The sequence below is a fragment of the Lysinibacillus sp. JK80 genome, assembly GCF_027557635.1.
Classification (GTDB): domain Bacteria; phylum Bacillota; class Bacilli; order Bacillales_A; family Planococcaceae; genus Lysinibacillus; species Lysinibacillus capsici.
Window position 1 is genome coordinate 4,053,884 of sequence record NZ_CP058997.1, and the last position, 23,311, is coordinate 4,077,194.

Below are 23,311 nucleotides of genomic sequence, written 5' to 3' on the forward strand. Positions count from 1 at the left end.
TAAACTAACCTCACATAGAATTCAAAAAAACAATTGCACTGTTTTTAATACCGTTTTAACATGTAAATTAAATTTACGCAAGGAGCTGGTACTCATGAAAAAAATTGAAGCAATCATTCGTCCTGAAGTTTTTGGAGCTGTTCGGGATGGTCTTGCACAGGAAGGAATTGCAGGGTTAAGCGTTTCTGAAATCGCTGGTTGTGGTCGTCAGCTAGGTCGAACAGGACTCTTCCGCGGCAATACGTATGAAATTGAATTTTTACCTAAATTAAAATTAGAAATGATTGTAGACGATGGCAAAGTTGATGCCATTGTAGAGATTTTATTGCGTGAAGCAGCAACCGGTAAAGTTGGGGACGGGAAGATTTTCATTTATCCAGTAGAACAAGCAATTCGTATCCGAACAAAAGAAGTCGGATCGATTGCAGTAGAATAAAGGGGGCGATATAGATGGATGAAGTACTATTATCTGTTAATTTAATTTGGGTGATGCTTGGCACTATTTTAGTATTCTTTATGCATGCAGGTTTTGCTATGGTTGAGGCTGGATTTACCCGCTCAAAAAATGCAGTCAATATCATCATGAAGAATTTTCTTACCATTTCTCTTGGTGGAATCGTCTATTTTTTATGTGGCTATGCCATTATGTTCGGAGACTCAGTAGGTGGCATTTTCGGCACAAGTGGCTTTGCTTTAAAAGGAGTAGATGATCTTTCTTTCTTTATCTTCCAAACGATGTTTGCTGCAACTGGAGCAACTATTTTATCGGGGGCTGTTGCAGAACGTACTAATATTTTCGCTTATGTTGGAGTTATTATACTTATGTCTTTAGTTGTTTATCCTGTAGTAGGCCACTGGGTTTGGAGTGGTCAAGGTTGGTTAACAGATTTAGGTTTTGTTGATTTTGCTGGCTCGACCGTTGTCCACTTAACAGGGGCTGTTGCAGCATTTGTCGCAGCAGTTATGGTCGGACCTCGACTAGGCAAATATGAAAATGGGCGAGTAAATATTATTACAGGACACAGCATTCCATTAGGTGCATTAGGCGTATTTTTACTTTGGTTTGGTTGGTTCGGCTTCAATGGCGCTTCTACATTAGCAGCTGATCCAGAGCTAGTTCCTAGTGTTATTGCTAATACGTTTTTTGCAGCTGCAGCTGGTGTCGTTGCCACTGCTTTCTATACAAAATTTCGATACGGACATATCGATGGCTCTCTTACATTAAATGGTGCATTAGCTGGGCTTGTAGGGATTACTGCTGGTGCAGCGAATGTCAGCATTTTTGGCTCACTTATCATTGGTTTAATTGCTGCCCCTTTACTTGTGGAAGGTGTACGCTTCCTGGAGTGGAAGCTAAAAGTTGATGATCCTGTTGGAGCAATTGCTGTTCATGGTATTTGTGGTATTTGGGGAACACTGGCAGTTGGCCTCTTTGATATTGGTGGGCAAGGCTTATTTTATGGTGGGGGTTTTGGTCTATTAGGTATTCAAGCAATCGGCGTTATTGCAACTATTGCTTGGGTTAGTGTATCTGTAGCTGCAGGTTTATTGATCATCAAAGCATTTGTCCCATTACGAGTAACAGCTGAAGAAGAAATTGCTGGATTAGATGTAATGGAACACGGAACGCCTGCCTACGAATACCAAGATATTTTCAAAAGCTCCGCTGTACGAGGCGAAACCTTCGCTCATCGTTTAACACATTTCGGTAAAACGCAGAACAATGTTCAAGAAGAACAACATGTATAGCTAGTTCATCTGCTCCTTTATCTTTGGATAATGGGGCAGATTTCTTTTGGTGCACTCCTACATGTGAAACTGTTCGTTTACAGAGAAAGAAGGTTACTTTGTTTGAAGTGATCCAATCCATAGAAAAAGCGCTCTTTCCATTATTTCGCAAGAGACTAACATTTACCGCTTCACTCGTTCTATTCCTTCTCTAACTCAAGTAAAAATTGTTTCATAGCTAAGCCGCTTCTGAAGCCTGTTAATTGACCATTTTTGCCAATAACCCGATGACATGGAATAATTGCCAGGATTGGGTTTGCTCCAATAGCAGTCCCCACCGCTCGAACCGCTTTGGGATTACCAATGCGTTGAGCAATATTTCCATAAGTTGTTGTTGTACCATAGGGTAATTCTTTTAATGCATCCCACACTGCTAATTGAAATGCTGTCCCTTTCACATGGATTGAAAGATTAAATTCAATAAGTTCCTTCTTAAAATAGGCTGTTAACTGCTCTTTATATGGGAGCAACTTTTCTGAATTCTCTTCAAAACAATATCCTTTAAATGGTTTTATAGCCCACTCCTTTACTTCATCGAATGGTGCATTTGGTGTACCTATATAAACAAGTCCTTTTCTGAAGCCACAACATACATATCGCCTTGTGCATATGTTAATGTATCGAAATACAATATTTCCATTCCCAAATCCCCTTCTTTCTTTTATTTCAACACCATCTTCCAGTCATTTCATGCTACAGTTATTTTACTGACTAAAGTAAAGGAGTTTCAATAGATGAATATGTTATATGAACCTGCCATTCACTTTCAACAAGTTCATTTTTCAGTAAATGACAAAATGATATTAAAGTCAATTACTGGGTCATTTCCGAAAGGGCAAATCACCACTCTCGTTGGCCCCTCTGGCGCTGGTAAAACAACATTACTTAAATTATGTAATGGCCTTCTCTCACCATCAAATGGGCATATACTCGTCGATAATCAACCTATTTCTACATATGATCCAACAGCTTTAAGAAGGCATGTTGGTATTGCTTTACAGGCAGCTCCTATGATAGCAGGTACAGTGTTAGAGAATCTCGCACTTCCCCGTACACTGCAAGGACAAATACTTTTGCAGCAGGAGGCTATTCAATATTTAGAGGACGTTGGGTTAAACGACAGCTTCCTGCATCAATCTACAAATGATCTATCAGGCGGACAACGTCAAAAGGTATCCATCGCTCGAACACTTATCAATAAATCCTCTATTTTATTATTAGACGAAATAACGTCTGCCTTGGATCGTCAATCCGTACAGGATATTGAAAAATTGATTGTCACCATTAACAAAAAATACAATGTTACCATGATTTGGATTACCCATAATTTGCAACAAGCGCTAACGATTGGTCACTATACATGGGTTATGATGAATGGGGAGCTCGTTGAAACTGGTAAAAGTTCATTACTCGATGCACCAACAAATCCACGTGTTGCCGAGTTTGTACAGGGGGTAAACAAATGACATATACAGCCTTATCACTGACATTAATTTTTGTTTGTATCCCTTTACTATTATCCAAAATATTAAAATTAGACCTTGAAAAAGATACGCTTATTGCAACATTACGCTCCATCATTCAATTGCTTGCTGTCGGCTATATATTAAAGGTTGTGTTTGATGCAAATAGTTATAGCTATATTTTACTGATGGTAGCACTAATGATTATCGTAGCCACGTTAAATGCACGAAAAAAAGGAGCAGATATTAAAGGAATCACCTGGAAGATAGCACTGACTCTTGTCATGATAGAAATAATTACACAAGGTGTTTTGCTAGGCTTTCATATTGTTCCAGCAACCGCTCAGTATATCATTCCCATTAGCGGGATGCTAATTGGTAATTCCATGGTGCTATCCATTTTATTCTTAAATCGTTTTACAGCTGAAATTATTAACCATAAGGATCAAATGGAACTAATACTATCCCTGGGTGGCACACCAAAACAGGCTATTCATCGCCAATTAATTAATGCCATAAAAGCTAGTATGATTCCTACGATTGAGAGTCAAAAAACAATCGGGCTAGTACAGTTACCAGGTATGATGAGTGGTCAAATTATTGGGGGAGCCGACCCTATTCATGCAGTCCAATTTCAACTTTTAATTATCTTTGCTCTCTTAACTACTGCAACATTATCCAGCGTTATGATTGGCTTTTTAAGTTATCCTGCACTATTTAATGAACGTATGCAATTACTCGAAATGAAATAATTGTTAGGCTGAATGTAATATAGTTTAAAAAATTTATGTTATACTAAAAAGAAAATGCAGTTAGGAGAATGACCATGTTATTACGCGATTTTTTCATCCACTTATCTGAGAACCAACTATTAAATAGTGCTGCAAAGAAATATGGCCTAAAATTAGGAGCACAAAGTGTAGTAGCTGGTACAAATATCGAAGAAACAATTGCAAGCATCAAAGAACTAAATGCACATAATATTTCTTGTACAGTAGATAACCTAGGTGAATTTGTTTCAAGTAAAGAAGAAGCGACTGCTGCTAAAGAAAAAATCCTTACTGTGATCGAAGCTATTCACGAAAATGGTGTAGCGGCACATATTTCATTAAAGCCATCTCAATTAGGCTTAGATATTGATGTTGATTTTTGTTATGACAATCTGTATGAGATTGTAGAAAAAGCCGCTTCATACGATATCTTTGTTAACTTTGATATGGAAGACTATGGACGTCTACAAACTTCCTTCGATATGGTGGAAGAATTATCGAAAACATTTAATAATGTTGGTACAGTCATCCAATCATACTTTTACCGTGCAAAAGATGATATTGAAAAATTTAAGGACTACCGTTTACGTATCGTAAAAGGTGCTTATAAAGAGCCAGTTGAAGTAGCCTATCAAGATAAATTAGATATTGATTTAAACTTTATTGAGTTGATTGAATATCACCTACTAAATGGTAAATTTACATCAATCGCAACTCACGATCACAATATTATTGCGCACGTAAAACGCTTTGTAGCTGATCATAATATTCCGCTTGATAAATTTGAATTCCAAATGCTATATGGTTTCCGTACAGATATGCAAAAAGAACTTGCAAAAGAGGGCTATAACTTCTGTGTGTACGTTCCATTCGGTGAAGATTGGTACGGCTATTTCATGCGCCGTTTAGCTGAGCGTCCTCAAAACCTTAATCTTGTCACAAAACAAGTATTTACGAAAAAAACGAATACTGTTCTTGCAGTAGCAGCAGGTGCATTCGTTCTTGGCCGTTTAACTAAACGTAATAAGTAAAAAAAGAGAACCTTTTCGCTTATGATGCGAAAAGGTTCTCTTTTTATTTATTCCATCCTTTTTCTTTAAAGCGTGCAATGGCCTCAATTCGATTGCCGACGTTTAGTTTTTCTAAAATCGTCGAAATATAGTTACGAACTGTGCCAGCAGACAAAAACAGCTCAGCAGCAATTTCCTTTGTCGTCTTGCCCTCTGCTACAAGTGTCAGAACTTGACTCTCTCGCTCCGTTAAAGGATTCTCACTATCATCTTCATAGACAAAATCAACGAGCTCTGGCGCATAAATGCGTTTACCGTCCATGATTGTACGGATTGCGCTCACTAACTCCTCTATCGGGCTATCCTTTAATAAATAGCCTCTGACACTCGCTTTTCTAGCACGTTCGAAATAACCAGGTCTAGCAAATGTAGTTAAAATAATGACTTTACAACCTGAGCCAGTGCTATGCATTTCTTCTGCTGCATCTAGTCCCGTTTTCACGGGCATTTCAATATCCATAATACAAATATCAGGCTGATGCTCTTCCACAAGCATCAATGCTTCCTCACCATTTTTTGCTAAGCCAACAACCTCCATATCCTCCTCCATACTAAGTAAAGAGCGAAGCGCGCCTAATAGCATCCCCTGATCTTCAGCAATCACAATTCGTATCATGTCACAATCCTCTTTTCTATATGTTCTTCAGATTGTCTTTGACATTCTGATGCGTAATAGCTACTGGGATAGTTACCGTTAATGTGGTGCCCTCAACACTTTCAATTTTGAAGGACCCATTAATAAACTCTAAACGTTCCCGCATTCCTTTCAATCCATTACCAGTTCTCCAGGCTTGTTTTTTTGTAATGCCCTGTCCGTTATCTCGCACTACTAAATAAACTTCTTTAAAATTTTGATGGAAAGCAATTTCACATTTTGTTGCTCCACTATGTTTGACAACATTATTAACCGCCTCTTTTAAGCACATAGATAAAACATTCTCTACAAGTGGTGGAACTTGCAGTGCGTTTTTATCCCCTTCAAAGACAAACTCCATTTCAGCTGCCTTTAGTATTTGTGAAATACGCATGATCTCATCTTCAAATTTTGCAGTACGCATATCTGAAACTAATTCCCGAACCTCTTTTAAAGCAATACTAGCCGTCTGGCGTATATCCTTAATCTCAATCAAGGCCTGCTGGGGATCTCTTTCAATCAGCCTAGAAGCTAGATCACTCTTCAAACCAATCATGGACAATTTTTGTCCTAATGTATCATGCAAATCTCGAGCTATTCTTTGTCGTTCTTCAAAAACAATTAACTCAGCAATACGTTCATTGGCTGTTTCTAACTGTCCCTCTAAATTTTCACGTTTATTTTTGGAATAAAGCGTTAGCGGTAAAAGGACGACAGCTAAAATTGTTAATACAACGAAAGGCAACTGCGATAAAAATAGGTTGAGCTCTACAAAGAATCCAGCGCCAGTTGAAATAACTGTAAAGCCAATATGTAGACCATACATAATATAAAAGCCGACGGGTCTTCGGATATTGCCAATAAAAAATGCTGTGAAAATGGACAAATAGACATAGCCATACAAGATGGTCATAATAATGTTTATGACCATTTCAAAGCTAATCCACATATAAACTAAACCGCTTTTCGAATTCATGGCAAATCGATAGAAGATAAAATAGAGCATTAAAAATGTAATGCCTATCGAAATTTCGATGTAAGAAGATTTCCTAAAAATGAAGAAAAACGGTAGGAAACAAAAAATTATCCACAAATATACACTGAGCATCGGACTATTCGGAATAATACTATGCCATTTCCTCAACATAATCTCACGCTCTTTCCTACTTTTCCCTTATTATAACAAGAAAATTAAATTTATGCCTGTACATGCTTTGACCCATATTCTTCTCTTTACATAAAACAGCCATCTCTCTTGCAGAGATGGCTGTTATCAACTAAGCGGCAATACTGCCTCTTGCTTTACGTTTTATAATTTCATTTACTTCTTTAAACGTTACAAATTTACCTTGATCTTCATCATATAACTTGTAACGTAGTGATTCTAAACTCGTACGTAAAGTAATCGTTGTTGCCATGTGTAATGGCGGTGTCTCATTGTGTGCCTTTTCAAGATTATAATTAGGTACACGAGGAGCTAAGTGATGAACATGATGGAAACCAATATTCCCTGTTACCCATTGTAAAAGTTTTGGCAATTTATAATAGGAGCTTCCTTCAACTGCGGCTTTCACATAATCCCACTCTGAATCGTGTTCAAAATAAGAATCTTCATACGTGTGCTGGATATAAAATAACCAAATTCCTAAAGAACCTGCAATAAATAAAGTAACGCCTTGCACTAATAAAAACGCTTGCCAGCCCATGAAGAAAATTAAAGCGGCACAAATTCCCACAATGACAATATTCGTTAAAATTGTATTGAGACGTTCCTTCTTCTTCGCATCCTTACGATTAAAACGATTTAAGACAAGAACCATATAAAGTGGGCCTAATCCAAACATCACAAATGGATTACGATAGAAGCGGTACCATAGACGTTGCCCTTTTGAGGCTTGCATATATTCTTCAACTGTCATCATATCAATATCACCGATACCACGCTTGTCTAAGTTTGAGCTTGTTGCATGGTGAATTGTATGTTCACGTTTCCATTTTTCATAAGGGAATGATGTTAGCACCCCAGTAAAAAATCCAACCCAGTCGTTTGCCTTTTTACTTTTGAAAAATGAGCCGTGTGTACAATCATGAAAAATAATAAAAGTCCGTACGACAAAACCTGCTGAAATAGCACTTAAGCCGACTGTTAGCCAAGGTGATACATCCACTAACAAGTAACCAGCCACCCATAATGCAATTAACGGTACAATTGTATTTATAATCTGAAAAACACTTTTACGCGTATCTGATTTGGCAAATGGCGCTACATCTTGGCGTAACTTTTTTGTTTTTTCTTTAATAGTTGCCATCTTTTACTCCCTCGTTTCTTTTTTTCTTATGACCTCATCATAAAACAAGAATACAAGTCAGTAACAGACGCAAACATCACAAAAAGGATATGACATTTGTCATATCCTTTTATGATTTCGGTCCAGTCAAATGAAGTTGATAGAACACAAGGTCTAGCCATTGTTCAAATTTATAGCCTGCATTTTTAATGGTTCCTGCATATTCAAAGCCTAATTTTTCATGTGCTTTAATACTACCAATGTTTTCTCCATCAATACCAGCAACAAGCGTTTTGACACCATTTTCTTCAGCGATCGCTATCAGCTTGTTCATGAGCTTTGTCGCAATCCCTTTTTGATAATGTTCTTTATGCACATAGACAGAGTGCTCCATTGTATATTTATAACCTGGGTAAGGACGGAATTGACTATAGGTAGCAAAGCCAGTGACAAGCCCATTATCCTCAAATACAAGTAAAGGATTATCTAATGCTTGTTGCTCCCTAAACCACTGTACTTTTTCATCTAAAGTTTGTATTTCGTATCGATAGACAGCCTTGCTTGTTAAAATAATATCATTATAGATAACCAAAACCTCGGGAATATCTCTTTCTTCCATGAATCGTATCATTCTGCTCACTTCCCTTAACCAAATTGTTTTCTTCTATAAAGAAACAGAGATAGACAGTCATTGAATAGACTATCTATCTCCTCTTATTTTATGCCTTAAACATTGAAGTAGCGAGCATCAGGATGAGCAAAAACGATTGCAGATACAGATGCTTCAGGCTCCATCATAAAGCCTTCTGTAAGATGGACACCAATATCCTCAGGTTTTAATAGGCCGAATAGTTTCTCTTGATCCTCCAAGTTAGGACATGCAGGATATCCGAATGAAAAGCGTTGACCTTGATATTTTGCAGCAAAACGATCTCTCATAGTGAAATCTGTTGCATCAGGGAAGCCCCATTGGTCACGAATTTCCTGATGCATACGTTCAGCAAAGCCCTCTGCTAATTCTAAAGCAGTCGATTGCAAGGCATGACTTTCAAGAAATTTCCCAGCCTCTTTTAACTGGCGTGCTTTAGCCATAACTCCTTGACCTGCTGTAACAACCATGAGTGCAATATAGTCCATTTCACCGCTCTCTACCGTTTTTAAGAAATCTGCAAGACATAAAAATGGTTCAACCTGCTGACGAGGGAAGGTAAAACGTTCAATTTCTGTCTTACTATCAGCAGGATCATACACAACGACATCATCACCATCTGCTTGAGCAGGGAAAAATTGATACAAACCTGATGGCTTTAATAGATCACTTTTTAAATAATCATCTACTAAATCCTTGAGCTCTGTTGCTCTTGAATCGCCCGCATCAAGCAATTGCTGAACTTGCCCTTTCAAGCCTAGATGGTGTCCCAGTAATGTACGCATATTAACATAAGGGTATAAATGAGATACAGAATAGTCTTTTTTCACATGACGTCGTAAATCCGCTGGTAAAAATACTGGCGCTCCTTTTACTGTTCGTGCAGGCTTTATTGTTACCTCTTTTGACGGACGAGCAGCTCGTTTTTCATCGGCCGCTAAACGTTTTTGACGGGATTCTTCAATTTCTGCTAAGAAATTTTCACGTGTCCCTTCACCCATTAATAGATTCGCTTGCTCTAAGCCTTGCATAGCATCCTTTGCATAAATAACAGGACCACCATATTCATCTGCAATTTTTGTTTCAGTAAAACGACGTGAAAGTGCAGCACCACCAACTAAAATAGGAACATCAATTCCCGCCTCTTTAAAATCCTGAGCAGTAATGACCATCTGTTGCGCTGATTTTACGAGTAAACCTGACAGCCCAATAAAATCAGGTTTTTCCTTACGAATTGCTTCAATCAATTGGGCAGGGGTTACTTTAATGCCCAAATCGACTACCTTATAGCCATTATTACTTAATATAATATCAACAAGGTTTTTCCCAATATCGTGAACATCACCTTTTACTGTAGCAAGTACCATTTTCCCTTTTCCAGCACTCTCTTCATCCTTCTCCATGAATTGCTCTAAATGAGCAACTGCGGCCTTCATCACACCTGCTGATTGTAAAACCTCTGCTACAATGAGTTGATTATCATTAAATAATCGACCTACCTCAGCCATGCCCTCCATTAAAGGACCATTAATTATATCAAGTGGCGCCTCGAAGATTTCTCGTGCAGCGTCTAAATCCTCAATTAGCCCTTCTTTTGTACCTTCTAATATATAGTAAGCTAAACGACCTTCAACCGTTTTTGGAATATCAGCTTCCGTTTTTTCCTTCTTTTTATCTCGATAAAAATCTGTAAACACTGCTAATGTTTCATCATTTGTATTAAAGAGCAGGTCATTTGCGAGTTTGATTTCCTCTTCAGGGATGGATGCATAACGCTCCAATTTCTCTGTATTAACAATGGCATAATCTAAGCCCGCCTGTGTACAATGATAGAGATAAACAGCATTCAGTACTTCACGACCAACAGGTGGTAAGCCAAATGAGATATTACTTACGCCAAGTACAGTCAATGTCTGCGGCAATTTTTCTTTGATGAGACGAATACCTTCAATTGTTTCTAGCGCTGAACCAATATACTGCTCATCCCCAGTTCCTACAGGGAACATTAATGGGTCGAAAATGATATCCTCTGGTGCAATCCCCCATTTTTCCGTTAAAAGTTGATAGGAGCGCTCGGCAATTTCGAGCTTTCGATGACGGTCAACCGCCATCCCCTTTTCATCTATCGTTCCAACAACTAATGATGCACCATATTTTTTCACGAGTGGTAATACTGCATCAAATCGTTCTTCACCATCCTCTAAATTAATAGAGTTAATGATGGCTTTCCCTTGTGAAAACTTTAATGCTTCCTCAATTACTTTTTCATCAGTTGAGTCAATCACAAGAGGCACCTTAACTTTTTTTACAACCTCCTGCATAAATCCGCGCATATCGGCTAATTCATCGCGATCAGGGTTGGCTAAACAAATATCAATAACATGTGCACCATTTTTGACTTGAGCACGTGCAATCTCTGCGGCCTCCTCAAATTTCCCGTCAATGATTAAATTCTTAAATTTACGAGAGCCGATTACATTTGTTCTCTCCCCAATAAATAACGGACGCATAGAATCGTCATACAATAACGGTTCAATTCCTGATACCGCATGACCATGTGTTTTTTCTGGTAATTGACGAGGTTTTTCATCTTTTAAGATCTCACGAATAGCTGCAATATGAGCGGGTGTCGTCCCACAACATCCACCTACAATATTAAGCCAACCCTTTTCTGCAAAGCCTTTTAATTTTTGCGATAGCGATTCTGGTGATTCATGATAACACCCTTCTTCATCTGGTAAGCCAGCATTTGGGTAACAGCTAATATAGCCTGTTGAAAGCTCTGCTAATGAACGAATGTGATCCGTCATAAACTCAGGTCCCGTCGCACAGTTTAGGCCAACTGATAATGGTTTAATATGCTCGATCGAAATATAAAAGGCATCAATTGTTTGCCCTGCAAGCGTTGTACCCATCGGTTCTATTGTTCCTGAAATCATGACAGGTAGCTCTTTTCCCGTTGATGCAAAAGCGCGCTTTACACCAAGTGTGCCTGCTTTGACATTGAGCATATCCTGACTTGTTTCTAATAACAAAACGTCGGCTCCTGCCTCAATTAAAGCTTTTGCCTGTACATAAAAATTTTCCTCTAGCTCTTCAAATGTAATACCACCTGTTACTGATAACGTTTTTGTTGTTGGCCCCATAGCCCCTGCAACAAAACGTGGCCAATCCGATGTCGAATAACGATCAACTGCTTGGCGAGCAATTTCCACTGCACGCTTATTAATTTCTTCTGCTTTTGTGCCAAGATCATATTCATTTAACACAAGAGGCGTCCCACCAAATGTATTTGTACAAATAATATCTGCGCCTGCCTCTAAGTATTTATGGTGAATTTTTTCAATGACATCTGGTCTAGTAAGCACAAGATTTTCATTACAGCCATCAAGTTCCTCGCCACCAAAATCCTCTGCTGATAAATTTTCATTTTGTAGCATTGTTCCCATTGCGCCATCAAGAATTAAAATACGTTTCTCTAGTTGCTCTTCAATCGAGTGCTTAGCCATGTATACTTACTCCTTTTTTCTGTTCATCCAATTGCTCTATATATTTCATCAACTCTAGTGTCACGTCGTAACGTAAAAATGGTGTAATAAGGTAAATCCCATTGAAATATTGCGTAGCCACTTCTACTAATTCTTTGGCAATAGCAATCCCTTCCAAGGTTGCCTTTTCTTTATCTTCTCCACATGCTTTCATTCTTGTTAAGGCATCTTCAGATAATTTGATACCTGGCACTTCATGATGTAAAAATTCAGCACTTTTATAACTCGTAACAGGCATAATACCAATGTAAATTGGAGCTTGTAAATGCTTTGTTGCCTCATAAATCTCTACAATTTTCTCTTTCGTATATACTGGTTGAGAAATGAAGTAGTCTGCCCCATGCTCAATTTTCTTCTCCAAGCGTGTCACAGCACGATCTAACACACGGACGTTTGGATTAAATGCAGCAGCAACTGAAAAATTTGCTTTTTTACGAAGTGGCTTACCTGAGAAAGAGACCCCTTCATTTAATTGCTTAATTAATTGAATTAGCTCCATGGAAGATACATCATAAACACTTGTCGCACCTGGGAAATCTCCTACTTTCGTTGGATCACCCGTAACGGCCAACACATCATGAATACCTAAAGCATTTAACCCCATTAAATGAGATTGTAGACCAATTAAATTACGGTCTCGACATGTAATATGAGTTAGTGGGCGTACACCATGTGAGCTCTTCAACAATGCGCCCATTGCAATATTGCTAATACGTGGAGAGGCCAATGAATTGTCTGCCATCATAACTACATCTGCACCTGCATCATATAATTGCTTTGCTCCTTCAAGGAACCCATCAATCTCTAAATGTCTAGGCGTATCCAACTCTACTATGACAGAACGTTCACGTTTAACTTTTTCATGAAGAGGCTCATACTTTGTTGGCTCCGCTTCCCGAACAATCTCAATCTTTTTAGGCTTCGCAAGCTTCTCCTGAACCGGTGATAACTCTTCTAAATACTTCTTTGCTGCTGCAATATGTTTGGGTGTTGTACCACAGCAGCCCCCTATTAAACGTACACCTTGATCACGCAATTCAACAGCCGCTCGACCAAAATAATCAGCTTCTGATTCATAAACGACACGCCCATCCTCTAAGTCCAGTAGTGATGCATTTGGATAGGCCGACATAAATGCCTTATTAGGAAGTTCTACACCTTCAAATGCCTGAATTGTATGGTGTGGACCTAGTCGACAATTGACACCAACAATATCAGCACCTAGGGCTTCAAGCTCATGGAGAGCATTATTTAAAGACATCCCATTTTGTAGAACACCGGGCTCATGCATAGAAACTTGTGCAATAATCGGCAATTTTGTTTTTTCTCGTAGCATCTTTAAGGTTGCTGTTAATTCTTCAAAATCATAATAAGTTTCAAGTAAAAGGCCATCTGGATTCCCTGCAAGTAAGACGCTTGCTTGTTCTTCAATAGTCGCTAATATTTCATCCAAGGTTGCATCACTTTTACGAATTCCCCGAATACCACCAATTGTTCCTAAAACAAATTGACCGCCATCAGCCGCTGCTCGTTTTGCGATGGTGACAGCAGCTTCATTAAATTGTTGGACACGTGATTCCAATCCATAGCGAGCTAATTTAATGGCATTTGCACCGTACGTATTCGTTTGAATGATGTCAGCACCAGCTGCAATATATTCTCTATGAATCTTTTCAATTAACTCGGGTCTCTGAACATTCATTTCCTCATGGCAATACTCCAATCCATAGCCATATAGCACTGTGCCTATTGCACCGTCTGCCGTCAATACATGCGTTTTTAACCTTTCAAGCAATCCCATAAAATTAGCCTCTCTTCCTATGTCTCTATATAATAAAAAGCCTTCTTTCATAAAAAAAGAAGGCTTTAACGATTCATCATTGTTGTTCCTTCTCATCTTCGACTCAACGGTCTTCTGGATTTAGCACCTGACAATAAAGTTGGTTGCTGAAGCTTCAATGGGCCAGTCCCTCTGCTTCTCTTGATAAGAATTAAGTATGAATTTTTTAAATAATTAAAAGAATCATATCGTTTACTGACGAATGAGTCAAGACTATTTCACATAACAAAGTTTTTTTCCACTTAAAACCCTAGAAATTGGCAAGTTCCTTTGCAAGCTCTTCACCAATTTTTTTCCCGTTTTGAATGCAAGCACCAATACCTACGCCAAAATACGAGCACCCTGCAATCGATAAATTAGGATATTTCTCATGTAATTCTTGTAGTAATCCTTGTAATGCTTCACGATGCGCTAGATCATATTTAGGCATTTGATCAATCCATTTTGTTACATTCACAACGGTTGGCTGCTCCTCTATTCCTAGGCTCTTTCTCACATCTTCTAAAGCAACTGCTGCCAATTCTTCATCCGTCATGGCGCGTAGTTGCTCATAGGCTGGATTGATGCTCTTATAAAAGAGTCGCACAAGTAATTTATTTTCTTTCGATGTATGCTTCCATTTACGACTAGTCCAAGTTGCCGCATTACAAGTTACGTCTGAATTATGGGAAACAATATAGCCCGTTCCATCTGCTGGCAATTTAGCGTCTGGCACATCAAAACCTAAATAGATAGTAATCGCTGACGCTGTCGTAAATTGGTCAAAATAGCGGTTTAAAGATTCATCCTGTAGCAGATTTTGTACAGTATGGTTCGGTAATGCTAAAACGACATAATCTGACTCAATAATTTCACCATTAGCTAAGGAAATTGTGTAGTTCTTATCTTGTTTTTGAACATTTAGTGTAGTAACACCCTTGATAATTTCTACATCGGATAAGGTTTGTTCAAGTCGATCAATTAAAGAAGATAAACCATTTTTAAAGGATATAAATTTTTTGTTCGCTGCTTTAACAAATTGCTCACGATTCGCATCAAAGCCTTTAATAATACTTCCAAAATCATTCTTATAATCAATTAAATACGGTAAAGTAGAGCCAATAGAAAGCTGATGTAAATCTCCCGAATAAACACCTGCAAGGACTGGTGCAATTTGGTTTTTCACCAGTTCCTCTCCTAAATAGTAAGTTAAAAATTCACCAATTGAACTTTCCTTTGTGAAGCCATTGTTTGGCAATGTTAAATCCTTCAACGCTTCTTTTTTTCCCTGCTCGGAAATAAGTGTACTTTCCTCTAAGGATGCTACACTCATCGGTATTCCGAAAGTTGAATCTGCCGGAATAGCATGTAACTCATTATTCGTATAAATATAAGAAATACCTGTTTCGTTGTAAACTAATTCCGCCTCAAAATCAAGCTCCTGCACGAGTTCCATAACGCCTTGATGACGGGCTACAATAGAATCAGCACCCGTTTCCATGATGAAACCTTGTTCATGTGCTGAATATAATTTGCCTCCTAAATATGTATTTTTTTCTATAAGCACTAGACGAACATTTAAATTATGTTCCTTCACTTGACGTTGCAAATAATGCATTGTACATAGTCCTGTAATACCGCCGCCTAAAACAACAACTGTTTTCATCATAACCGCCCCTATTATTCATTCTTTCTACAGTATAATCCTTTTTTCATTGAAAATTACGTTAAACCCTTTACAAATTTAGCAAAAATAGAGCTATTTCATCAGTGAAATAGCTCTTACTTTCTGAATCTCTATAAAATTGATCCTCTATAGCGATAACTTCACAACAAACATTTAAATAGGTACTATAGTGTTTATTACGTCTAAAAATATGAAAAATAGAATGTAAATGTTAGTAGTCTATCCTTTTAAATTTTGCGCAAAGCTCGCTAATTTTTCAGCTGAATTTGTTACCTCAGTAAATGAAGTGCCTAATTCACTTAATATGCCTACAATTGCTTGTATTTTTGTTGCCATACACTCATTTTGATCTTTTGCTTCTGTCATGGCTCCCAATATACTCGTAAATTGGCCTTCAGTTTGTAACATATTTTCTTCACCTGCTGCAACTTCATCTTGAATGTTGGTCAAAGAATACTCTAATTTCTCTGTTCGTTCACCTGTCTTTTTCAATAACAAAGCCACCGCTGTAACAGATTCTTTTGTCTGAATTGATAATTTACGTACTTCATCGGCCACTACGCTAAAGCCCTTTCCCGCTTCCCCAGCACGTGCTGCTTCAATTGCAGCATTTAAAGCCAATAGATTCGTTTGATTCGCAATATTGGTCACAACACTCATAATTGTTTCCATTTCCTTAGACATACCTGATAATTGTTCAATATTTTCTTCTATATCATGAAGAGAATGACTAATATTGAGCATATTTTGTGATTGATTTTTTAAACGCTCGCGACCCTCAAGTGCTTGGTTTTCAGCCAGTGTAGACACATCGAGTGATTTTTTTGCCAAATGTTTAATTTCGTCAGATTGCTTACTTAAGCAGCAAAATGAATTATTGGTTTCCTGCGAGATAGCTGCAAGTGCTTCCGAAGAATCTACAATCTGTCGTTCAATCGCTTCTTTTTCATGAACCATTTTTTCTTTCAGTTGTTCCACAGTGTTTTCAAAAGCTTCTAAAACGAGTTGTTGCTCAAAATTACAAATTTTCGATATAGCTCTGATCGTATTAAATTGATCTTGTGGAAATTCTATATTTTTTTCGACTAAATCAATAAATGATATCGATAAATCTTGGAATGCGCAGATATACCACTGTGTTCTAAGCCCAATGTGGACATGCACCTTTGCAATTTTTACACGCCTTTGGTAATACATCTCATCAATGGTTCCGTTAAACATTTCAATAATATGTTGCCGTAATGTTACTTTAAGCTTTTCTACAGAACTATGATGACTGATAATATCTACCAAATGATGCTCTGTTCCAATCATGTTGTAAAAACGGTTTACGATGTGATCTACATTATCCATAACTATTGGCTGGAAAGCTTTTAAATATTGTAAGTCGTTCTTCGTTAAGTTCAGCATTTCAATTTGCTTCGCCATCGATTGACGAGAGGACAAATCCATTTTCACTGTGTATTGCTGTAAATCCAATACCTTCGTCTTTCTTTGTTTTTGAAAAATCACACATCTTCCCTCTTTCATTCCGTTTACTTTCATCAGGCTGAGAAACATCAAATCCCTTTTAACATATTGATGGATACACGAAAAAATACCGATAAAATCTGATTAGTCAGATTTAATGGTTACATTCGATAGCGCAATTCCGTATGACAAACTTCCTCCAAAAGTATGTCGGGTACCCATTTGCTCAATTTATCCTAAGGTCATTTGCTCTCAGCAAACAGATATAGTCCCTACATGACTAACAGTAAATTATTTACGTATGCTTCTTTTCAAAATCACTCATTTACATTAATCATTTTATAAATGACTGTCAATCTTATTAATACCATTTTTTTACACAAAATGTATAAAAAGTCCTTGTTGTTAAATAAAGCGTAATAAACTATAAAAAAGCTACCACAATATTATTGGGTAGCTTTTTTAACTATTTTTTTGTTTATTATGCTTACTTGCTTTATATTTATTCTACTTTTTTATCGATCGTCTTCAAATTTCACTATACTAATATTTTTTATCCTCAATCATGATCTATCTAAATACTCGTAAAAAGCAGTATGATTTAGACTAAAATACCCATATACCCTAGCATTATAAATCATTCTAAAAGCCTATGTTTTTTTAACACTAAATTTACAATCCTTTAAGTTCCTGTAATATTTTAGCCGCTTCTTCGGATCCTGCATCTGCCGCGAGTCCATACCATTTAATAGCTTCTTTCAGATTTCTATCTAACCCTGTATCTTTATTAAAAATATGCCCCAATTGTAGCTTGGCTTCCACATCTCCTTGAAGTGCAGCCTGCTTAAACCAATGAATACCTTTTTCGAGATTGCGTATTCCTGCCAGACCATTACTCCATATATAACCTAAATCATAAAAGGCGTCTACATGATATTGCTCCGCAGCTCTTTCATACCAAAACAGACCACGATTGACATCTTTCGCTTGGCATAAGCGCCCCTCTAAATAAATTCCACCAAGTCGATATTGTGCTTCCACATACCCTGCCTCAGCTGATTTTTTATAGGCGTTAAAAGCTTCTTTCTCATCTACCTCAACGCCTAACCCCTGCTCATAAATTATTCCTAACGTAAACATTGCCTCTGCCACATTCTTTTGTGCAGCATAATCAAACCATTTTTTTGCTAATGTATAATTCGTTGCTACGCCCTCGCCATTAAAGTACATATCTGCTAAATTATTGGCAGCGTCCGCATGTCCCTGCAAAGCTGCTTTTTCATAGTATGAAAAGGCAAGGGAATAATTTTCCTCCATACCTATGCCTCCAAAGCAAAAATTCCCAAGCATATATTGAGCATCTGCATTTCCCTGGGCAGCGGCTAGCTCAAACCATTTCAATGATTTTTCAGGTTGAAAATGTTTACCCTCTCTAGAATTATAGTATTCACCCAGTTGATATTGGGCATCCCCATCCTGCTCTTCAACCGCTTCTTTATACAAATCAATAATGAGCTCATGATCTAAGTCCTCTTCATCTAGAGCAGCAACTTGTTCATCTTGATGGCGTAAATACCACTCTACAATATCAAGCACATCATCTACTACTTCTATACTGTTTTTTAACTTTTCTAGCGAAGAAATTTGCCAAATGAGTATATAGATAGGCTGTGGAATGGCATCGCGCAAGACATCATCATATTCTGCCAACAGCGTTAATACATTCTCCTGTATCGATTGAGATTGCACTGTATGGACAATCTGTAAATGACGTTGTTGCTGTTCTTTTAATAACCCTCGTACTACTTGATACAGTATTTTCTGCAAGGCTGTTAGGTTAACTTCAGCGAATGTAAGTAATTTTATATTTTGAGCAAACCACTGATCTTGAGTTTGTGTAGGATTTTGTAGGGAAATTATTCGTTCTTTATTTCGCTTGGCTAAAATTTGCTCGTACATTATTTTCCTCCCTTGCACACTATGTAAAAAAACTGCCTTACCACTATTATATGGAAGACAGTTGAAGTTTGGTTACACATATGCTCTCAATAGTAAGCCTACGAATAGCGTAATAATTAAAAATACTGTGACATGGGTCCATTTATACATGGCTAATAAACCTATAAATTCTCGTGTGAATGCATTAGGAACATAGTAAAAAGCAGTTTTTGAACCAATCCCCTCAGCATCTAATGCTGCTTTCCTAGCATAAATACTTGCGCGAAACACATGGAAATTATTCGTAACAAAAATGGAACGATAGTTCTCTTCATGAGAATGGTGGTCCATTATTTGCTTTGAAAAGATCATATTTTGTTCTGTATTGGCTGAACAATCCTCCATAATTATCTTGTCAGTCGGAATATGATGTACTTCTATTAGGTATTGTTTCATTGCATATGCTTCTGATACCTTTTCATCATTTCCTTGACCACCAGAGACAATGATATAAGGCTTCATCTCATACTTTATATATTGCTTTACTGCTTCATCTAAACGGCTTGCTAAAAGTGGAGGTACTCTATCGCCAATTAATCCTGAACCTAATGCAATAATGTAATTTGGTTTATAACGTATTGGTGTAAGAAGATACAATATTGAATAAGCAAGGACACTAGTGTATAAGAACATTGTATAACCAAAAATCAAAAACGCATAGAAGAAAAGAATATGCCAAAATACATTTTCAATTTCAATAAAAATGACGAATACATACCATAACATCATAATAACAAAACTTAGCCCTAATATGGCTAACATTAAGTTACGGAATTTGCGTCCTTCCTTTTCCAATAATACTTTACTATTGAAAAACATGGCTATTGATAAAATAAACATAATACTTGGAAAGCTTCCTAATATAATGAATATCCCCATTTCAGAAATAATCCCCTGATCATTTGGTAGCAATAAAGGATAATGAATAATAAACGCTCTGACAATATATATCCCTATCACGCCAAGGGCTACAACGTTGAGAAAGCGCCTTTTTTCTGTTAGGTACAAAATGATAAAAATGGTAAGGAAGATTGATAAAGTTAGTAGCATTTTTTCACTCCTTCCTATTGCATAATTTCTACAATCATTACATCTGCCACTATTTGTCCATATTTTTTGATATAGCTTAATTTTTGAAAGCGTTTGTTTTATTTTTTAATATAGTTCATGTAATATTACTATATAAGAACTAGTTTATGATTAAATTAAAAATTATATTGGAGGAATGTATGTAATGAAAAAAATTCTTGCCGCTCTTTTTGCAGCGACACTGATATTTTCGACTGTTGGTGCAACATTATTTATTTCTGATACACCAACGGCAGAAGCTAAATCCTATAAATCGGGTAAAAAGGGCTTCTCTAACAATAATAATAGCTCGAATATCCAAAAGTCGGATATTACTAAAGATCAAAACAATGCAACAACAAATAAAAACAACTCAACATCTACTAATAAAGCAGATACTACTAAAAAAGGTGGTTTTTTCTCAGGTGGTCTGATGAAAGGATTAATGCTTGGCGGACTTGCTGGATTATTATTCGGTAGTCTATTTAGTGGTATGGGTATACTGGGGAATATTTTAGGTTTACTTATTAATGTGGCAGCAATTGTTGTTATTGTGATGCTTGTTGTGAAGATAATAAATATGTTTAAAGATAAAAAGCGCAAAGAGGAAGCACAATGGCACAAATAATCAACGAACAAGATATTATTAATGCTATTTGTTTATCTCAAGCCTACTATCAAAACATTCGCCCTGAGGATGTTCTTGTTGAATTAACTTACGAGGATGATGCAGGTTTTGGTGCAGAGGTCGAAGTCAACGGTCAAATCGAGGTGCTTAATACAGCAGCCATGATTGGTGCCTTACGTGTTTGGATCAAGGATGTTCTACACGGTGATCCATTCTCGACAGGGATTGAATTAGTTTTAGATGACGAAGAAGGCATTATTGCCAAACTATCATAAAAAAATAGCAGTACAATGAATCGTCCAAAAAATTCATTGTACTGCTATTTTACTTTTTCAAACGTTTTTTAACCTCTTCTTTTTCTTCTTCATTCAGAGAAAAATCTACGATAGAGCGTCCCAGCATTAATAACATGATAAACATTACTCCTGTACCAACAATTAAATAAATCATTGTAAATACTTTAGAATAAGCCGTTGTTGGATATAGTCCTGTTTCGACTCCAGTTGGAATTAAGCTCACTACAGCAAAATACATGGCATCCAACCAGTACCATCCTTCTGTCCCCTTGTAGAATAGAGTTCCTGATAGAATGATTAAAAATAGTGTAGTAAATAATGATAGGAACTGTGGACGTTTAAAGGACCTCCACAGTCCTTTTCCTAATCTTTTAGCAGATAATATAAATGACAGCATCCCATTCTCCTTTATTTAGATAGACTATACTTCGTTTTTTACGAAAACATCAAAAGGTAGAGGAGACAATCCCCCTACCTTTTAATGATTATTGAATGAGTAGCTGACTAAGATTGGTAAATATTTTAGCTGCTTGACCTCTTGTTGTGACAGCCTCAGGTGAAAATTTCCCTCCATCCCCTGTCACGATTCCTAATTCATACAGCATTGTGATTGCACGTTTGGTTTCTGCATTATATGAAGCGACATCTACAAATGGCACATTACCTTTTGCAATATACGGCTGATTAGATTGCTGTTCATAAGCGCGATGAATCATTAAAGCTAATTGAGCGCGTGTCACAGGGTGTCCAGGCTTAAATTTCCTATCTGTTCCTTTAATAAGACCATGTACATATGCTGCCGCAATTTCTGCCTGTGTTGCTGCATCATAATTTTCGATATCAGTAAATGGTGCTTTTTCTTCTGTAGTTAAGCCAAGGCTTCTTACAAGAATAGCTGCAGCTTGGGCACGTGTTACACTACTCTCAGGTCTAAATGTCCCATCAGTATAGCCGTTCATTATACCTATATTTGCAGCTGTTTGAATATAATCTTTTGCCCAATGATTCTGTGTATCTGTAAAGCTAACTGTTCCTTTCGTAGTGAAAGTTACTGTAGGATTTTGAACACTTTCATTACCAGCAGCATCAATTGCTTTGATAGATACATTGTAGGTTGTATTTTCTATTAAATCTTTGAGCGTAATTGTAGTAGTGTCAGCATTTAATGTTGAAGTTAATTTTCCATTCACATAGACAAGGTAATTTGCTACGCCTACATTATCTGTCGCTTCTTGCCAGCTAACCTTAACAGTTGTACGATCTTTTACCTCTACTCCAATAGCCTGCGTGACATCCCATAAAGAGCTTGTTTTAATGATTGGTAAAAATGCTTCATTTGCTACTGCTAAATAACCAGCTTCACTTAAATGAATATTTTCAGGGTTTGGTAGATAGTTGGCAACATCCTTTGCAACAACATCATATGTAGGAACAAAAATAGCGCCCGCTTTTTCAGTAGTTGTTTTAATTGTTGCATTCAATGTAGCTAATAACAAATTAAATTGTTTTTGTAAGTTCTCACTATAGTATGGGAAGGAATTATAATAGCCCATTACATATACTTCAGCTTGTGGATTAATCTTTTTGATTTCAGATAGAATAGTAGCAATGTTCGATACAGCTTCTTTAGTAGCTTTTATGATAGCCACAGTGTCAATTCCCGTTGCTTGAGATTCTTTTAATATTGGCAATAGATCATTTGCCCCAGCTGTTAATGTGATGATTTCAGCTTCTTTAATAGAAGCCCGTAACTTTGCCTGTTCGTCTGTATAGCCAAAACCAGTCACTGTTTTTGCAACATCATTTTGTAGATCAGCTAAAACATTTTTAGTTGTGTAGCCTGACATAGCAAAGCCCTTATTAAAGGAAGTAAGGAAGCCGTCTTGCTGTAATGCCTGTGCAATAAAATCGGTATAGCCTAATCCAATTACACCTACTTCATTCATTCCATGTGCTAATGAATCACCAAGTGCCACATAATCGGTTTGTACAACCCAACTTGGTGCTATATGGTCACCCTGTCCTTCTTCTGCACTAGCTGCTACAGGTATAGCTAATTGCAAAGCCAATACACTTGAAGCTAAAAAACGAAATTTCTTTGATAATCGCATTTACTCTCTCCTCTACTTATAAAA

The 23,311-nt window shown here is 37.2% G+C and carries 19 protein-coding genes, 1 pseudogene and 1 riboswitch; of the genes and pseudogenes, 7 read left to right on the forward strand and 13 right to left on the reverse strand.

The annotated features are described in order from the left end of the window. Window positions 1–94 precede the first annotated feature (94 nt). Together HXV90_RS20345 and HXV90_RS20350 are read left to right on the forward strand one after the other, a co-directional pair. Window positions 95–436, forward strand: coding sequence for a P-II family nitrogen regulator (locus HXV90_RS20345; RefSeq protein ID WP_016995352.1), 342 nt, complete (start codon window positions 95–97; stop codon window positions 434–436). A 14-nt stretch (window positions 437–450) separates the two neighbouring features. After that, on the forward strand, window positions 451–1,749 hold the full coding sequence (locus tag HXV90_RS20350) for an ammonium transporter (protein ID WP_269897896.1): 1,299 nt from the start codon (window positions 451–453) through the stop codon (window positions 1,747–1,749). Between the two features lie 179 nt (window positions 1,750–1,928). Here HXV90_RS20350 and HXV90_RS20355 read toward each other — a convergent pair. After that, window positions 1,929–2,428 (reverse strand): annotated as a pseudogene (locus HXV90_RS20355) (methylated-DNA--[protein]-cysteine S-methyltransferase). A gap of 94 nt (window positions 2,429–2,522) precedes the next feature. Between HXV90_RS20355 and HXV90_RS20360 the strand changes: the two are divergent. The 3 genes from HXV90_RS20360 to HXV90_RS20370 all read left to right on the forward strand — a co-directional run bounded on the left by HXV90_RS20360 (window position 2,523) and on the right by HXV90_RS20370 (window position 5,052). After that, window positions 2,523–3,254 carry an ABC transporter ATP-binding protein gene (locus tag HXV90_RS20360; RefSeq protein WP_269897897.1) on the forward strand — a complete coding sequence of 244 codons (732 nt, stop codon included), beginning with the start codon at window positions 2,523–2,525 and terminating at the stop codon, window positions 3,252–3,254. Next, window positions 3,251–4,003 carry an ABC transporter permease gene (locus HXV90_RS20365; protein WP_269897898.1) on the forward strand — a complete coding sequence of 251 codons (753 nt, stop codon included), beginning with the start codon at window positions 3,251–3,253 and terminating at the stop codon, window positions 4,001–4,003. The genes HXV90_RS20360 and HXV90_RS20365 overlap by 4 nt, the downstream gene beginning before the upstream one ends. Window positions 4,004–4,077: 74 nt before the next feature. Further along, window positions 4,078–5,052 carry a proline dehydrogenase family protein gene (locus tag HXV90_RS20370; protein WP_048394992.1) on the forward strand — a complete coding sequence of 325 codons (975 nt, stop codon included), beginning with the start codon at window positions 4,078–4,080 and terminating at the stop codon, window positions 5,050–5,052. Between the two features lie 43 nt (window positions 5,053–5,095). Here the strand turns inward: HXV90_RS20370 and HXV90_RS20375 are convergent, their stop codons facing one another. From HXV90_RS20375 to HXV90_RS20420, 10 genes are all read right to left on the reverse strand, one after another. Then, window positions 5,096–5,707 (reverse strand): response regulator transcription factor, encoded by a 612-nt coding sequence (locus HXV90_RS20375; protein ID WP_048394990.1) that lies wholly within the window; start codon window positions 5,705–5,707, stop codon window positions 5,096–5,098. A gap of 16 nt (window positions 5,708–5,723) precedes the next feature. Then, window positions 5,724–6,872, reverse strand: a complete 1,149-nt coding sequence (locus HXV90_RS20380; protein WP_009374109.1) for a sensor histidine kinase — start codon at window positions 6,870–6,872, stop codon at window positions 5,724–5,726. Between the two features lie 130 nt (window positions 6,873–7,002). Continuing rightward, entirely contained in the window at window positions 7,003–8,034 is a 1,032-nt protein-coding gene (locus HXV90_RS20385) for a Delta(5) desaturase DesA (protein ID WP_054548858.1), read from the reverse strand. A gap of 109 nt (window positions 8,035–8,143) precedes the next feature. Further along, complete coding sequence (locus HXV90_RS20390; RefSeq protein ID WP_269897899.1) at window positions 8,144–8,644, reverse strand: GNAT family N-acetyltransferase; 501 nt, start codon at window positions 8,642–8,644, stop codon at window positions 8,144–8,146. A gap of 95 nt (window positions 8,645–8,739) precedes the next feature. Beyond that, entirely contained in the window at window positions 8,740–12,171 is a 3,432-nt protein-coding gene (gene metH, locus HXV90_RS20395) for a methionine synthase (protein ID WP_269897900.1), read from the reverse strand. Then, window positions 12,164–14,011, reverse strand: coding sequence for a bifunctional homocysteine S-methyltransferase/methylenetetrahydrofolate reductase (locus HXV90_RS20400; RefSeq protein ID WP_066038151.1), 1,848 nt, complete (start codon window positions 14,009–14,011; stop codon window positions 12,164–12,166). The genes metH and HXV90_RS20400 overlap by 8 nt, the downstream gene beginning before the upstream one ends. 89 nt (window positions 14,012–14,100) lie before the next feature. Continuing rightward, window positions 14,101–14,201: riboswitch (SAM riboswitch) on the reverse strand. A gap of 99 nt (window positions 14,202–14,300) precedes the next feature. Then, window positions 14,301–15,695: a protoporphyrinogen oxidase gene (locus HXV90_RS20405; protein WP_269899052.1), complete on the reverse strand. Its 1,395-nt coding sequence runs from the start codon at window positions 15,693–15,695 to the stop codon at window positions 14,301–14,303. Window positions 15,696–15,935: 240 nt separating this feature from the next. Continuing rightward, complete coding sequence (locus tag HXV90_RS20410) at window positions 15,936–17,228, reverse strand: globin-coupled sensor protein (protein WP_048394980.1); 1,293 nt, start codon at window positions 17,226–17,228, stop codon at window positions 15,936–15,938. Window positions 17,229–17,858: 630 nt separating this feature from the next. Beyond that, entirely contained in the window at window positions 17,859–19,145 is a 1,287-nt protein-coding gene (locus HXV90_RS20415) for a tetratricopeptide repeat protein (RefSeq protein WP_269897901.1), read from the reverse strand. A 72-nt stretch (window positions 19,146–19,217) separates the two neighbouring features. After that, window positions 19,218–20,234 carry a YdcF family protein gene (locus HXV90_RS20420; protein ID WP_269897902.1) on the reverse strand — a complete coding sequence of 339 codons (1,017 nt, stop codon included), beginning with the start codon at window positions 20,232–20,234 and terminating at the stop codon, window positions 19,218–19,220. Window positions 20,235–20,418: 184 nt separating this feature from the next. Here HXV90_RS20420 and HXV90_RS20425 point away from each other — a divergent pair, with 184 nt between their 5' ends. Next, entirely contained in the window at window positions 20,419–20,880 is a 462-nt protein-coding gene (locus HXV90_RS20425) for a hypothetical protein (RefSeq protein ID WP_269897903.1), read from the forward strand. Beyond that, window positions 20,868–21,155 carry a DUF2653 family protein gene (locus HXV90_RS20430; RefSeq protein WP_004224435.1) on the forward strand — a complete coding sequence of 96 codons (288 nt, stop codon included), beginning with the start codon at window positions 20,868–20,870 and terminating at the stop codon, window positions 21,153–21,155. Before HXV90_RS20425 ends, HXV90_RS20430 begins: the two co-directional genes overlap by 13 nt. A 49-nt stretch (window positions 21,156–21,204) precedes the next feature. On the opposite strand, the gene HXV90_RS20435 is transcribed toward HXV90_RS20430, so the two are convergent. Further along, window positions 21,205–21,573: an ion channel gene (locus HXV90_RS20435; protein WP_048394973.1), complete on the reverse strand. Its 369-nt coding sequence runs from the start codon at window positions 21,571–21,573 to the stop codon at window positions 21,205–21,207. A gap of 88 nt (window positions 21,574–21,661) precedes the next feature. Next, window positions 21,662–23,287 carry an S-layer homology domain-containing protein gene (locus tag HXV90_RS20440; protein WP_269897904.1) on the reverse strand — a complete coding sequence of 542 codons (1,626 nt, stop codon included), beginning with the start codon at window positions 23,285–23,287 and terminating at the stop codon, window positions 21,662–21,664. Window positions 23,288–23,311: the final 24 nt, after the last annotated feature.

What these genes read in the sequence shown, in the direction of transcription:
- HXV90_RS20360 (WP_269897897.1), top strand. Translation starts at nt 2,523, where the DNA reads ATGAATATGTTATATGAACCTGCCATTCACTTTCAACAAGTTCATTTT.
- HXV90_RS20365 (WP_269897898.1), top strand. Translation starts at nt 3,251, where the DNA reads ATGACATATACAGCCTTATCACTGACATTAATTTTTGTTTGTATCCCT.
- HXV90_RS20415 (WP_269897901.1), bottom strand. Translation starts at nt 19,145, where the DNA reads ATGTACGAGCAAATTTTAGCCAAGCGAAATAAAGAACGAATAATTTCC.
- HXV90_RS20385 (WP_054548858.1), bottom strand. Translation starts at nt 8,034, where the DNA reads ATGGCAACTATTAAAGAAAAAACAAAAAAGTTACGCCAAGATGTAGCG.
- HXV90_RS20350 (WP_269897896.1), top strand. Translation starts at nt 451, where the DNA reads ATGGATGAAGTACTATTATCTGTTAATTTAATTTGGGTGATGCTTGGC.
- HXV90_RS20400 (WP_066038151.1), bottom strand. Translation starts at nt 14,011, where the DNA reads ATGGGATTGCTTGAAAGGTTAAAAACGCATGTATTGACGGCAGACGGT.
- HXV90_RS20370 (WP_048394992.1), top strand. Translation starts at nt 4,078, where the DNA reads ATGTTATTACGCGATTTTTTCATCCACTTATCTGAGAACCAACTATTA.
- HXV90_RS20390 (WP_269897899.1), bottom strand. Translation starts at nt 8,644, where the DNA reads ATGATACGATTCATGGAAGAAAGAGATATTCCCGAGGTTTTGGTTATC.
- HXV90_RS20380 (WP_009374109.1), bottom strand. Translation starts at nt 6,872, where the DNA reads ATGTTGAGGAAATGGCATAGTATTATTCCGAATAGTCCGATGCTCAGT.
- HXV90_RS20345 (WP_016995352.1), top strand. Translation starts at nt 95, where the DNA reads ATGAAAAAAATTGAAGCAATCATTCGTCCTGAAGTTTTTGGAGCTGTT.
- HXV90_RS20375 (WP_048394990.1), bottom strand. Translation starts at nt 5,707, where the DNA reads ATGATACGAATTGTGATTGCTGAAGATCAGGGGATGCTATTAGGCGCG.
- HXV90_RS20425 (WP_269897903.1), top strand. Translation starts at nt 20,419, where the DNA reads ATGAAAAAAATTCTTGCCGCTCTTTTTGCAGCGACACTGATATTTTCG.
- HXV90_RS20430 (WP_004224435.1), top strand. Translation starts at nt 20,868, where the DNA reads ATGGCACAAATAATCAACGAACAAGATATTATTAATGCTATTTGTTTA.
- HXV90_RS20420 (WP_269897902.1), bottom strand. Translation starts at nt 20,234, where the DNA reads ATGCTACTAACTTTATCAATCTTCCTTACCATTTTTATCATTTTGTAC.
- HXV90_RS20435 (WP_048394973.1), bottom strand. Translation starts at nt 21,573, where the DNA reads ATGCTGTCATTTATATTATCTGCTAAAAGATTAGGAAAAGGACTGTGG.
- HXV90_RS20440 (WP_269897904.1), bottom strand. Translation starts at nt 23,287, where the DNA reads ATGCGATTATCAAAGAAATTTCGTTTTTTAGCTTCAAGTGTATTGGCT.
- HXV90_RS20405 (WP_269899052.1), bottom strand. Translation starts at nt 15,695, where the DNA reads ATGAAAACAGTTGTTGTTTTAGGCGGCGGTATTACAGGACTATGTACA.
- metH (WP_269897900.1), bottom strand. Translation starts at nt 12,171, where the DNA reads ATGGCTAAGCACTCGATTGAAGAGCAACTAGAGAAACGTATTTTAATT.